The organism is Bacillus sp. TL12, from assembly GCF_022625245.1.
GTDB lineage: Bacteria > Bacillota > Bacilli > Bacillales > Bacillaceae_G > Bacillus_A.
Genome location: NZ_JAJJBY010000014.1, coordinates 63,380 through 76,993, shown reverse-complemented (window position 1 = coordinate 76,993; position 13,614 = coordinate 63,380). Strand labels below are relative to the sequence as shown.

Annotated in this window: 5 protein-coding genes, 3 pseudogenes and 3 other annotated features; of the genes and pseudogenes, 2 read left to right on the top strand and 6 right to left on the bottom strand. The window is 34.6% G+C overall.

Going from position 1 to position 13,614, the window contains the following annotated elements:
- Window positions 1–338: 338 nt before the first annotated feature.
- Window positions 339–600 (top strand) — a binding site (T-box leader).
- A 48-nt stretch (window positions 601–648) separates the two neighbouring features.
- Window positions 649–902, top strand: a binding site (T-box leader).
- 58 nt (window positions 903–960) lie between these two features.
- Window positions 961–1,214 (top strand) — a binding site (T-box leader).
- Window positions 1,215–1,331: 117 nt separating this feature from the next.
- Window positions 1,332–2,696: a branched-chain amino acid transport system II carrier protein gene (gene brnQ, locus LOK41_RS15105; protein ID WP_241817246.1), complete on the top strand. Its 1,365-nt coding sequence runs from the start codon at window positions 1,332–1,334 to the stop codon at window positions 2,694–2,696.
- Between the two features lie 477 nt (window positions 2,697–3,173).
- On the top strand, window positions 3,174–4,526 hold the full coding sequence (locus LOK41_RS15100) for an FAD-binding oxidoreductase/lyase (RefSeq protein ID WP_241817245.1): 1,353 nt from the start codon (window positions 3,174–3,176) through the stop codon (window positions 4,524–4,526).
- A 427-nt stretch (window positions 4,527–4,953) separates the two neighbouring features.
- Here LOK41_RS15100 and LOK41_RS15095 read toward each other — a convergent pair.
- From LOK41_RS15095 to cotE, 6 genes and pseudogenes are all read right to left on the bottom strand, one after another.
- Window positions 4,954–5,448 (bottom strand): annotated as a pseudogene (locus LOK41_RS15095) (glycosyltransferase).
- 53 nt (window positions 5,449–5,501) lie between these two features.
- Window positions 5,502–7,289 (bottom strand): annotated as a pseudogene (locus tag LOK41_RS15090) (adenine deaminase C-terminal domain-containing protein).
- Window positions 7,290–7,589: 300 nt separating this feature from the next.
- Window positions 7,590–7,896 (bottom strand): annotated as a pseudogene (locus LOK41_RS15085) (branched-chain amino acid transporter permease).
- Between the two features lie 347 nt (window positions 7,897–8,243).
- A complete protein-coding gene (gene mutL / locus LOK41_RS15080; RefSeq protein ID WP_241817244.1) occupies window positions 8,244–10,178 on the bottom strand; it encodes a DNA mismatch repair endonuclease MutL in 1,935 nt (644 codons plus the stop codon).
- Between the two features lie 8 nt (window positions 10,179–10,186).
- Window positions 10,187–12,859, bottom strand: coding sequence for a DNA mismatch repair protein MutS (gene mutS / locus LOK41_RS15075; protein ID WP_241817243.1), 2,673 nt, complete (start codon window positions 12,857–12,859; stop codon window positions 10,187–10,189).
- 172 nt (window positions 12,860–13,031) lie between these two features.
- Complete coding sequence (gene cotE / locus LOK41_RS15070) at window positions 13,032–13,574, bottom strand: outer spore coat protein CotE (RefSeq protein WP_174102196.1); 543 nt, start codon at window positions 13,572–13,574, stop codon at window positions 13,032–13,034.
- Window positions 13,575–13,614: the final 40 nt, after the last annotated feature.

Here is a 13,614-nt window from a genome sequence, read left to right as displayed (position 1 = left end):
TCAAATTACCAATAAATATTTTTTGAATATATAAAATTTTTAGGAATAGTTACTCACCATTGATCCTAAGACTAAATATAAAAATCTCTTTTTTTCTTATCGTGTACTCCAAAAAAATATGGAAATACCGAATGAAACAATTTTCCTTAACTCTAAAAATCATTGGAATAGTCTACCAAATTTAATAATACTAGTATTTTTATACATAGGAATCTCGCCTTTCAATCAAATCCTAAGAATGCGAAATGATGAGTTGATCAAAAAATGTATTGACAGAATAGCTTATATTTTTTTATAATCCGTTATAACAACTTAAGCACATGTAATTTGTCATGATTTTATCTGCGATGAAGAGGAGAGTAGATGATTAGGAGCGTATCAGAGAGCTGCCCCAAGGCTGAAAGGGTGGTAACGATCGAATCATTGAAGGTAGCCTTGGAGCTTTACTTGTGAAATAGCTATTTCATGTCTAGATTAGTAAGTAACGGTTGGTCCCGTTAGCAGACCTAAGTTTAATTTTATTCGTTAAACTTATAAAGCCTGTTTTTCGTGAGGGAAATAGGGGAAATTGGGTGGTACCGTGATACTTTCGCCCCAATATTTGATTTTCAGAATCAAATATTGGGGCTTTTTATATGAATTGAATACATAACAGCGTTGAAAAGAAGGAGTAAAAGAGAATTCTCATACACAGAGAGTCGTTCCACTGGCTGAGAGAACGATTATGATACCCCTTTGAAGGTAGTCTTGGAGCTTTGCTTTTGAAAGGTGGAAAAATTGTATCCAGTAGAAAGCAACGATATGGTTCTCGTTACCGAACTAAAGTCATATTGACTTACTAAGTCTATTTACCGTAAGGAAATAGAAAAGTTGGGTGGTACCGTGATAACCTCGCCCCAACATTTGATTGATTTTTCAGGAATCGATCAAATGTTGGGGCTTTTTATATAAATTGAATACATAATGGCGTTGAAAAGAAGGAGTAAAAGAGAATTCTCATACACAGAGAGTCGTTTCACTGGCTGAAAGAACGATTATGAGATCTCTTTGAAGGTAGTCTTGGAGCTTTGCTTTTGAAAGATGGAAAAATTGTATCTAGTAGAAAGCAACGATATAGTTCTCGTTATCGAACTAAAGTCATATTGACTTACTAAGTCTATTTACCGTGAGGAAATAGAAAAGTTGGGTGGTACCGCGATAATCTCGCCTCAGCAATCAAGCATATTATGCATATTTGATTGTGGAGGTGAGTTTTTTTATTTTCTACGTAAAAATGAAAAGACATTAAAAAAGTCATAGAAATTAAAAAGATGAAAGCAGGAGGAATAAAAATGAAAAATTTTTCAATTAAAGATAACTTATATATCGGTCTTATGTTATTCGCTCTATTTTTTGGAGCAGGCAACTTGATTTTCCCCCCTTCCTTAGGGCATGCCGCTGGAGCAAATATTTGGGAAGGAATGATGGGTTTCCTTATTACTTCAGTTGGTCTACCAATATTAGGTGTAACTGCTATCGCTAAGTTCGGAAGTTTACAAGCATTAACCAATCATGTACATCCAAAATTTTCAATAACCTTCACACTCATAACATACTTATGTCTTGGTCCATTTTTAGTTATTCCACGTGCAGGAAGTGTAGCTTTTGAAATGGGGGCTGTTCCGTTTCTTCCGAATGAGTTAAAGACCCAAGGTTTATCACTTTTTATTTATACCATTCTTTATTTTTCTTTAAATTTTTGGTTATGTCTAAATCCTTCTAAATTATTTGATCGAATTGGTAAAGTTTTAACTCCCATTATACTAGGAATTATTGCAATTATATTTATTCAAAGTATATTACATCCAATTGGAGAATATGGAATACCATCTCAAAAGTATGAACATACCGCTATATTTAAAGGCGTTATAGATGGTTACTTAACAATGGACGCTTTATCTGCTCTTCTTTTTGGAAGTGTTGTTATTACAGCAATTAAAAAAAGAGGTATCCATGATTCAAAAAAGATAACTCATATCACTATTAAGACAGGGATAATCGCAGGCGCTTTTTTAGCAATTATTTATCTGATGCTAGGGCATTTAGGAGCTACTAGCCAGTCTTTGATTCTTTCAACTGAAAATGGTGGACTTATTTTAACAGTTGTGACTACTCATTTATTTGGGAATTTAGGTAGTATTCTATTAGGATTAGTATTTACTCTTGCTTGCTTAACGACATCCATTGGCCTTATCACTTCTTGTGGTCAATATTTTTCTAGAATTATTCCATATTTTAGTTATAAAACATGGATTGGAATTCTTTGTTTCATTAGTATGTCTCTTGCTAACCTAGGTTTAACTCAAATTATATTATTTTCTGTTCCAATATTAACTATGATTTATCCTTTAACCATCGTTTTAATTATTTTATCTTTTTTTCATAAATCTTTTAAAGGTTACTCATCTGTTTACGTAGGTAGTTTAGCAGGAACAGCTTTCATTAGTATCGTTGATGGCTTAAAGCAAAGTAACATTGAAATACATGTTATCGAAAGCCTTTATCATTTTATTCCATTATATACGGTGGGAATGGGTTGGATTTTACCTGCAATATTTGGAGCTTTTGTAGGCTATTTATGGAGAATATTAAGAAATGATTATTTTTCCCATAATGAATCAGAGGTACAAAATGATAAAATGTTATCTACTAAGTAAAAGAAAGGATGCCTTTATAAGGCATCCTCTTTATGTGTATAAACAGTTACTTACTTGCACACTTTTTTACTATTACTGAACCTTGATTTGGCTGCTTCATTATTTACAACCAGTTCTTATAATAAAGTGAAACTTTAATCAGTGGAGTTTTTCTTCATTCCCCACTGATTATCAGTTGAATCAATCGGGCTTTTACGAGCAGTTGATCCCCACCTATCTTCCCCGTTTTTCTCTGAATTTTGAGGTGGGGGCTTACTGCCCGTTAATGCGAGATAAATAGATCAATAGAGAAAAGTAAAGATAAAATGTAGATAATGTCGAAATCAACAAAAGAATAATTCATTGCATTCACTCTTTAATAACTTATGAGAAAAAATCGTTTATCCCTCTAATAAAGATAAGCTATTTCCCAACTTCGAAAACTTGTTATACACTAGAAAGATAGCAAGCAAACTATTCAATAGCAGGTGAAAGAATATGTATGATGTTACAATCATTGGTGGCGGAGTAAGTGCTGTTTTTATGGCTTATGTACTAGCTAAAAGCAACCAAAAAATTTTAATTCTTGATAAAGGCAAACCATTAGAACATAGAAATTGTCCTTTAGATACGGGTAATTCATGTACTTGTAATACATGTGATAAATATTTTGGATTCGGTGGTTTAGGGAAATCTGAAGGGAAATTTAATTACACAAATGGGTTCGGAGGAGAACTAGAAAAAAAAGTAGGTAAAAAAACTTTTCTAAAACTAATGGATGAAGTAGACGAGATTCTATGTCGTTTTGGCGGAGACATAACTCCAAAATATTCAACAGAGAATCAAAGCCTTACCCAAAAAGCTGAGGCGTGCGATTTACAGATGTTATCAACACAAGTAAGACATCTAGGTACTACACTTTCAACAAACATTTTTCAGCAACTCTATGAATTTTTACGTAACAAGATAGATATCCAATTTCACATAGATGTACAATATATCGTTAAGCAGGAGCAACATTTTAAAATAACTACAAATCAAGGGGTTATTCACTCTAGACAGGTGGTATTTGCAACTGGGCGTTCTGGGGCAGACTGGTTAAAAGAAAAATGCTCTTCTCTTGGAATTGTACAGGAGCAAGCTCGTGTAGATTTAGGTATCCGAGTAGAGATGAAAGAATATCAGCTACGCTCGATATTAAAAGACACATTTGAAACAAAACTTTCTTATCAACATAAAAATTTCACAGCAACTACTTACTGTATGAATCCAAAAGGACGTATTATTCGTAAGTATGAAGAAGGTTTAGTTATGCCCGACGGTCAAAACTTTCGAGAGCAAGGTAATGACACTTCTAATTTAAATTTCACTTTATTTATTCCACGCTATTTCCATACTCTCAAAGAGGCCAATTTATACGCAAAAAAAATTATTAGAGGAATTAATCAGGGACGAGATCGAATTGTTGTGCAGCGCTTAGAGGATTTATTAAAAAAACAACCTACAGTAGAAAGAATGATGAAATATAATCGTATACAACCTACACTACAGGGAGATTACGGAGATCTTAATAAAGAAATCCCTCCATTATATATTGGAGCCCTCAAAGATTTTTTGTTACGTTTAGAACAATTTATCGAAGAACCTATTGACAAGGATACACTACTATATGGGATTGATGGGAAGTTTTATGCTCCTACGATTAAAATCAACGAAAGATTTGAGACAACTATTAAAGGATTGTATTTGATTGGAGATTGTTCGGGCATTACTCATTCATTATCTCAAGCAGCAGCAAGTGGTCTGTATGTTGGAAAGTACTTATCTCATTATTCAACGCTTGAATTATAGACACTATTTAACCCTACACTTACGATAAATGACAACTCATTACATACAGTGAAATTCCCATCAATACGGGGGCTTCATTCCCTACTTGGGATTATCTTTTACCAATCGGGGTCTTACTGCCTATTAATGCGGATAAAAATTACACTTTAAAACAAGACACCCAGGATAAATTCAAGGGTTTATCCTGGGTGTTTTTTACTGCACTAAATATGATCCTTTTATTTCTTTATGATTGAAAGTGAATCTATTAAATCCACCTGATTTCCCATATCTTTAGTAAATTTCACCTATTTAGTCTCTGCTTGTACAGCTTTTGTATCATCAGTATTAAATGGCTTATCTTCTCCATAAAGATAACTTTTCTCCAAACACAAAAGCTTAATTCAGTCATGCAATTCATTAACACTTACGTATATAACCCTTCTCATTACTTAGCCATCTCACAGATTAAATCAACTAATTGAGTAGTTCCCTCATCATCTTTTCTTCTATAATTATTCATATTTTGAATATATCTTTCTCTGTCTTTATATAATTGATTTATCGAATTAATAAATTTGTAGCCTGTTGTATCTTCTTGAAGTAATACTTCAGCGTAACATGAATGCCTGAAATATTCCGTGTTTATAATTTGATCTCCTCTACTAGAACCACTAGTGAGCGGGATTAAAAGGATCGGCTTTTTCAAAACCAATAAGTTCAGAAATAGCGGTAGAACCTGCCCTTGAAACAACAACACTCGCAAGATTAAGTATATCCGGTAATTCCTCTCCTACATATTCGAACTGTTTATAGCCTTCTACCTGGATGGATCCATTTTTCCCTTTCCACACATATGCACAATATTAAACTTCTCTAATAATTTATTTAAATTATCTCTAATCATACCATTTATCCACTGCGCACCTTGACTTCCCCCCATTACTAATAGCACAGGTTTATTTATTCGAAATCCACAATACTAATGAAATATGACTAATTACTTATTTCACCTATCATATGTAAATTTCGTTTTATGGGAGAAACAAGGACCTTTCTATTCTTCACATCGTATAACCCTATTGGCGTCACTCTAATGAAAGGTAAGTGTGTTGCAGAGAAGAATAGTAACGTAAAGGACGGGTCATTAAAGTGATAACCTCGTTCTTGAAGTAATTTCACCATAATTTTCTCTTCGTGTATTAAGGAACTCATTTCTAAGTCGGACATGATCCCTAATAAAGGTAGAGCAATTTCATGTAAAATTTTATTCCTTTCAGTTATTACTATTCCACCACCGATTTCTTTCACTCTTTTAAAAGCACTTCGCATATCTTCTTTACTCTTTCCAATAAGAATGATATCACCCGTACCGGAATAAGAGCTTGCAAAGCCTCCTAATCGATTTGCAAAACCTTTCACTACTGTATTAACTCACCAAGTACCATCACGAGCAATCATCATAAGGAAACATTCATCATGTTCAAAAGAAAGTTCATCACATTTTAAATCAATTTCACTAGCATATGGCTTTGTAATAACATTATTCAATAACTTTATACCATTTGCATCAGAAAAAATCATATCTTCTTTCTGTAAACACCAGTCTAATTGTAAAGGAACTACTTGGAATTTATCCCATTCTACGTTTAATGATTCATTTTTATTTATTCCATCACGTTTAATCCATTGTCCTTTTGCAATAACACTAATTGGAGTAGGATTTTCTTTACTTTCCAATATATTAATATTAGCAATTCTTGCTGTAGCAATCGTACCATGTAGATGCTCCATATTATAATAACGAGCAATATTATAACTTGCCATATGATAAGCATCTATTAATGGGATTCCTTGTTTTATTGCTATTGCAATCATTGTATCATTCATACCATTTTCATAAAAAGACGGGTGCGAACCGTCTGTTGTAAAGAAGAATCTATCAAATTGACGAACACCTAATTCCAGTAATTCTTTTAGTAAAATTTCTAAATCCGGTCGGATAGAAGAGTTTCTAAGAGATACTGTGTAACCATGCATAAGACGTGTTAAGGCTTCCTGACCTGTCATTGCTTCATGATCACAATCAGTCCCCAGCAACATTAGCTTTGCTAACGTTGTTTCGGATGCTCCTGGAAAATGTCCCTCTACTTTTTTCTTTAACTTTTTTGTTTCTTGTATCCAAGATAGCATCTGATCATCGCCATTTAATAATCTCGGCCATGCTGTTAGTTCACCGCCTTGAAGAACTGCTTCATGCTGAAGCCATGCCGATATTTCTTCACTGTTAAATATCAAGCTTTCATTTTGCAATTCGGTTTGTCCATCGTAACGGCACCACCAGTACATACTTGCAGGGATATTTTGTAAATTATCTAATAAATCAAATGCTACTTCACGTTGTAGCTCAAAGAAAATGGTCAAATTATCATTAATTAACGTTGTTGTACCTAATTGCATCGCATAATTCGCTAATGTCTGAGGATTATATAATTGATAAGGGTGTGCATGCGGTTCGATATAACCAGGTACTACATACTTTCCATGACAATCAATTACTTCACAATCATGTAGTTGTTGTGGCAATTTTCCCCCTACATATACAATACGATCATCAAAAATCCAAATATTTGCCATAACCCATTCACGCATATATGAATTTAAATAAGTCGCATTCTTTAATAAGATATGCGGACTTCTAGTACCATCAAGTATCTCAACATGTTTTCTTATTTGTTTATTAGACCGTCCAAAGTGACTTTGTGGCAATATATTCCCCTCCATATCAACAAGCTATTATCTTCGTATTCAGCTTGTAGTACATCATTTAAATTAACTAATACTAAATCAAAATTAAAAAGTCATAGACTATCATTTATAAGATAGTCTATATTAATAATCCTATCCTTTAAAACACAAAAATTCAAATTATTCAATAAAATAAAGTGTTTTTTTATCATTTTAATTTGTTCTTATTTTTTATATATTTTCATCAAGATTAGTAAAATAGTGATCTTTACGATAAGAAACAGCTTCCATTGTTGCTATCAGATTTTGCTCATGTAAAATATCAAATGGAAGTAATTAAAAACCCAATTGTACTAACACCATATATATGATTGTTCCCCCAACTATGGAGAGAAGCATTTGTCTCTTCCAGAAGTGAAGCAATATTACCACTGTAACCGCAATCAGTTCAGAAGCGCCATGACTACCGGATAATAAGTTCACATCCTTGAACCAGTAAATGACTAAAAGACTTATCACCGCCGAAGGTAGTACCCTGCCGAGATACTGAATATACTGTGGTGTAGGTTTACCTGATGGAAAAAATCTTGTAAGCATTAACCATGGCAATTATGATAATTTGCTGTAATAAACTCATCGTCATGCGATGAGTTGAAAATAGGATTAGAAACATTAAGACAATATCTCAGCTAATTTAAAAGCAAAAAAATCCAATACTAAAAACCTTACGAAACATCTCATCAATTTATATATTAAGCCAAGAAACAGGCCACCTTAAAAAAGATAAAATGAACATTTTTGTTACATAAGGAGAAAACGTCTATCAAGATAGTTAACAACTGTGTCATTTACTCTATAAGAAAAATATATATATTTAAACATAAAAACAAAGAGCCCTCCGAAAACAACTTTTCGGAGGGCTCTTTAACTCAGAAATCTTTTACTTCCTAAGAATAACGGATATATCTTTTTATAAACGGTACACAACTACTACATAACCCGCTTAAACATCTTCTCCAGTTCATAAGTAGAATGATGCACAAGAATCGGTCTACCATGCGGACATGTGTATGGATTTGTTGTTGTACGCAGTTCTTCGAGTAAAGCAAAGATTTGATCGTTTGTTAAATATTGATTCGCTTTAATTGATGCTTTACAGCTCATCATGATGGCTACTTCTTCACGTAACTTTTTAATATCGACTTTTTTTAGTTTAACCACTTGCTGCATCATTTCGTCAATAATCTCTGTTTCTTTCCCTTTTGGGAACCATGTTGGATGTGAGCGGACAATAAAGGATTGATGACCAAATTGTTCTAGGAACAATCCTACCTTTTTCAATTCCTCTAATTCTTCTTCGACACGTAAGAATTCAGTAAGCGATAAATCAATACGATATGGTACAAGTAACTCCTGTACTTCTTGTGTTACTTGACCTACTTTATCACGGAAATATTCATAATTAATTCGCTCTTGCGCTGCATGCTGGTCAATCATATATAAGCCTTTATCATTTTGAGCGAAAATATAAGTTCCATGCATTTGCCCAATTGGATAAAGTGGTGGTAAATCGTTTCCGTTCATTTCAATTTCTTGGATTTCTTCCTCTTCTTCTAATTCAAACCCATCATCGCTGCTACCCCAATCTTTTGCTTCTGGAATTGATTCTTCAATGATTGGCTTAGACGGTTGCCATTTATTTTCTTCTCTTACTAAAGACTCAGGAGGCTGCCATTCTTGCTTTGATGGTTGCCAAAGTTGCGGCGCGGGCTTTTGTTTTATTGTACTCACTTCTTCTTGCTTCTCATCCATCCCAGTTGGTAAGACGATATTAGACATAGGTGGCTCTTTGGGCTTTGTATGCTCAAAATAGAATTGTTCTTGCACACTTTGGTCTTTTTCTTTTTTCTTCGTTGTCACTCCAGCATCTGGAATAAGTTGTATTTTTTTAAATGCATCTTGTAATGTGCTTTCAATTAATTGCAGGAGTTCCTGCTCTTTACTAAAACGCACTTCTAATTTTGCTGGATGGACGTTAACGTCAACTAGCATTGGATCCATCTCAATTGATAAGAAACCGATTGGATAACGCCCAACTGGAAGCAATGTATGATACCCTTGCTGGATTGCTTTCATTAGTACATAGTTTCGAACGTAGCGGCCATTTACAATCGTTGACATGTAGTTACGAGACGCTCTCGTTACTTCAGGCAATGTGACATAGCCACGAATGGTAAAATCTAATGATTCTGCTTCAATCGGAATTAATTTTTTTGCAACTTGAATACTGTAAATAGCTGCAAGTACTTGTCTTACATCACCATTTCCAGATGTATGAAGCAATTTTTTCTCATTATGAAATAGCTTCAAAGATACCTCTGGATGGGACATTGCAATGCGATACACAATGTCTGTAATATTACCAAGCTCTGTATGAATTGTTTTCATATATTTAAGGCGCGCGGGCGTATTAAAAAACAGGTTTTGAACTGTAATATCTGTTCCTTTACGGCTCGCTGTTTTTTCCTGCTTTATAATGTCTCCACCTTTAATAACAAGATGTGTACCTGGTGCATCTCCTGTGCTTGTGATTAACTCTAATTCACTAACAGATGCAATACTTGGCAATGCCTCACCGCGGAAACCTAACGTCCGGATTCGAAACAGATCATTTTCATCCTTAATTTTGCTTGTTGCATGTCGTTCAAAGGCAACAATACAATCTTCTTCATCAATGCCATCCCCATTATCGATGATGCGAATCTTCGATAATCCAGCTTCTTCTAAGTGGATTTCAATAGATGTACTATTCGCATCGATGGAATTTTCGACAAGCTCTTTTACAACCGAAGCAGGGCGTTCGACTACTTCTCCAGCTGCAATTAAGTTTGAGAGTTGGTCATCGAGTTTGCGAATTTTCCCCATCTACTTACTCATCCTTTCTTTAACTTTTTCTGTAAACGATACAATTCATTTAATGCTTCGAGAGGCGTCATATCAAGTAAATCAATTTTTTTAATTTGTGTTAAGACCGCTGCTTCTTTTTGATCCAGTGCAAGCTTTTCTTGTTTTTTAGGAGATTGTTCTGCTGCAAAGAAAGATAGCTGTGATTCTTCTGCTTCTTCGTTCTTCTCTGGTATTGTTTCTACCTCTTCTTTTACTACAGCTGGTTCTTGAACAATTTCTTCTTGGACTTTAACTTCTGCACGTTTCGGAATGATGATCTCCTCTTGCCCTTCTAACTGTGCTAATACTTCTTTTGCACGAGCAATTAAACTCTCTGGAAGTTCAGCAAGCTGGGCAACGTGAATACCATAACTTTTATCTGCCGCACCATCTTGAATTTTATGCAAGAAAACAACTTTTCCGTTTTCTTCAATAGCTGAAACATGTACGTTTTTCAGTTGTTCTAAGCTTTCTTCTAATACAGTCAATTCGTGGTAATGCGTTGAGAATAATGTCTTCGCTCCAATTTGGTCATGAATATGCTCAATGATTGCTTGTGCGAGTGCCATACCGTCATACGTAGATGTACCGCGGCCTATTTCATCAAATAAAATTAAACTTCTTTCTGATGCATTTGCAATCGCATTTTTCGCTTCTAACATTTCGACCATAAACGTACTTTGACCTGAAATTAAATCATCTGCTGCACCAATTCTTGTAAAGATTTGATCAAAGACTGGTAATACAGCTTCTGTTGCAGGTACAAAGCAACCGATTTGCGACATAACAGTAACAAGTGCTAATTGACGCATATACGTACTTTTCCCCGACATGTTTGGACCTGTAATTAAAAAGACATCCATGTTTTCAGGCATCACACAATCGTTCGGAACATACAACTTTCCGTTCAAAACTTTTTCTACAACAGGATGGCGACCATCTTTTATAAAGATCTCACGTTTATTTGTTAAAACTGGTTTTACAAATTGTTCTTCTTCACTCACTGTAGCAAAACTTTGCAGTACATCTAATTCACTAATTACTTTCGCTAAGTGCTGTAATTTAGGAATAAACACTTTTACTTCTTCACGAAGTGCAGTAAATAAATCATATTCTAACTGTACAATTTTTTCTTCTGCCTCTAAAATCAATGTTTCTTTTTCTTTTAATTCATCTGTAATGAAGCGCTCCGCATTTGCAAGCGTCTGTTTGCGCTCATAACGCCCTTCTGGAAGCGAAGCAAGGTTTGCCTTTGTTACTTCAATATAGTAGCCAAAAATACGATTGTAACCAATCTTTAACGATTTAATTCCCGTAATATCACGTTCGCGTTTTTCAAGCTCTGCAATCCATGTTTTTCCGTTCTTACTAACATAACGATATTCATCTAGCCTGTTATTATAACCATCTTTTATAATATCTCCATCTTTTATAGAAAGCGGTGGGTTTTCTTGGATACTTCTATCTAGTAACTCTGTTAAACTTTCACATGGATCAGCGCCTTGAATTAATCTTGTCGCATAAGAATTGTCTAACAGACTAACTGCCTCTAAAATGGTCGGAACTTGCAATAGAGAACGTTTTAATTGCAGTAAATCGCGAGCATTGACGCTACCATATGCGACTTTTCCCGCTAAACGCTCTAGGTCATACACTTCTTTTAGTTTTTCTTTTAAATCTTCACGTAAGAAATAGTCATTCACAAATGTTTCAACCATTTCTAGACGCTCTTCAATTTTTTCTTTTTGTATAAGCGGGCGTTCCATCCACTGTTTTAGCATACGGCCGCCCATCGCTGTTTTGGTTTTGTCTAATAGCCATAATAAAGAGCCTGTTTTTTCTTTTGTTCGAAGTGTTTCTGTTAGCTCTAAATTACGCTTTGAATGCACATCAATTTTCATAAATTGATTGGTATAATAAATATCTACCGACTGCAGGTGATCTAATGAACGTTTTTGTGTTCTTAATACATAATTTAATAAGCGCCCTACTGCTGTAACTAATTTCGTTTGGGTTACATTTTTCACAAGATGCTCTAATCCTTCAGGTACTTTCGTTTCATCTTCATAAGAGATTGTCATCTTTAATGTTTCCGTCAGCTTACTTAGCTCATCTTTTGAAAATGTAGAATCCACAACAATTTCTTTTGAACCTGTTGCGTAGACTTCTAATAAGACATCTTCTACAGAACCTGTTAACAGTGTTACTGTATTTTGCCCTGTTGTTAAATCATTACAAGCTAATGCATACGAACCATCTTCAAAATGAGTTAACGCAGCTAAAAAGTTATTTTCTTTTTCATCAATCGTACGCCCCTCCATCATGGTTCCTGGCGTAATTAATTGAACAACTTCACGACGTACAACACCTTTTGCTGTTTTCGGATCTTCTACTTGTTCACAGATTGCAACTTTATATCCTTTTTCAACGAGCTGTTCAATATAATTTTTCGCTGCATGGTACGGAACACCACACATCGGTATTCGATCACTGCTTCCCCCATCTCGGCTAGTTAGCGTAATTTCAAGTTCATGAGCTGCCTTAACTGCATCTTCAAAAAACATTTCATAAAAATCACCTAAACGAAAAAATAAAAAGGCATCTTGATAGTCTGCCTTGACCTTTAAATATTGTTGTATCATAGGGGTATACTGGGCCATTTGTTTCCTCCATACTTCATAAAAATGTGCTATATATTTAAATGCCGCACTTCACGGACACTCTTATCTCCTCTTTTAGGAGCCTCTCTCTTCATTATAGCACATTTTTATAAGGAAACATGTTCATTCACCTTATGTAAAAAGCTAGGAAGAATTTCTCCCTAGCTTTCTATTACTCTTCTTCTGCTTCTACAATAAAGTTTGGATCTAACTCTTCAAATTCATCATCATCTACTTCAAAATCTTCCTCATTCTCTGGACATCCATCTGGATTTACATTTACACAAATTTTTGTTTCACCGACAACTTCTGTTACAAATTCACGCTCTACAGTTACAACAATCTTGTTACCATTTGGTGAAACAATCGCTTCTAAACAATTTGGATGTTGAATAACGCGAGCAATAATTTCTAAATCTTCACCTGAAAAATTTTTGTCACGATATCCAACATTCACTTCATCCGTGTAACTAACACGTTCTGTTACAACTTCTGTTTTTGTGTTTTCATCAAATGAGTACCACGTATTCACATCGTAGTATCCTTCAATTTCTACAGACTTCCCATTCTTTCTTGCTTCATATGTGTGATTAATTACCCAACATCCGAGAATACTTGTCGGCTCATGATTTGATTCACATGTATGCGTTGATTTTGTATACTTACGTCCTTTGCCCACTACTGCCTTTGTAATAATCTCTCTAAATTCGGACATTCGGAACCCTCCTCAATCAATATTCACTTAATCATATGCG

Excerpts from the sequence above, each read along its gene's own strand:
- brnQ (WP_241817246.1), top strand. The coding sequence starts at position 1,332 with ATGAAAAATTTTTCAATTAAAGATAACTTATATATCGGTCTTATGTTA.
- LOK41_RS15100 (WP_241817245.1), top strand. The coding sequence starts at position 3,174 with ATGTATGATGTTACAATCATTGGTGGCGGAGTAAGTGCTGTTTTTATG.
- mutL (WP_241817244.1), bottom strand. The coding sequence starts at position 10,178 with ATGGGGAAAATTCGCAAACTCGATGACCAACTCTCAAACTTAATTGCA.
- mutS (WP_241817243.1), bottom strand. The coding sequence starts at position 12,859 with ATGGCCCAGTATACCCCTATGATACAACAATATTTAAAGGTCAAGGCA.
- cotE (WP_174102196.1), bottom strand. The coding sequence starts at position 13,574 with ATGTCCGAATTTAGAGAGATTATTACAAAGGCAGTAGTGGGCAAAGGA.